1 protein-coding gene is annotated in these 467 nt (G+C 56.7%); it reads left to right on the forward strand.

Translation table 11 applies throughout. The annotated features are described in order from the left end of the window. Positions 1-219: 219 nt before the first annotated feature. The coding region (gene tssD, locus M5B44_RS28810) for a type VI secretion system tube protein TssD (protein ID WP_122605470.1) at positions 220-467 on the forward strand (248 nt) is incomplete at its 3' end.

A 467-nucleotide genomic window follows, 5' to 3' on the forward strand; every position in this document is an offset into this window, starting at 1 on the left:
TCCAGCCAAGTGCGCAAGAAGTTGCACAGTACTGCGCAACTTCTTGCGCACTTTTTCGCTGTTTCCTACAGCAAAGGATGGAAAATTCTCACGCGAGATTCGTAAGCCCTTGATGGGTAATGGCCATGTGATGGCTGGCATGACTTTTGATTCCTCCTTTGCCGCCTGGACAGGCAATCACGCCGTCCGGTCCTGTCTATCGAGCAAGGAGCACACCCCATGGCAACACCCGCGTACATGTCGGTTACCGGCGAAAAACAAGGCCTGATCACTGCCGGCGCCTTCACTGCCGACTCCGTTGGCAACACCTACCAGGAAGGCCACGAAGACCAGGTCATGGTTCAGGCTTTCACCCACGACGTGATCATCCCGCGTGACCCGCAATCCGGTCAGCCAACCGGTCAGCGCGTGCACAAGCCAGTCGTGATCACCAAGGTCTACGACAAGGCTTCGCCTCTGCTGCAAGC

Source organism: Pseudomonas sp. MWU12-2029 (genome assembly GCF_023242425.1).
Classification (GTDB): Bacteria; Pseudomonadota; Gammaproteobacteria; order Pseudomonadales; family Pseudomonadaceae; genus Aquipseudomonas; species Aquipseudomonas kribbensis.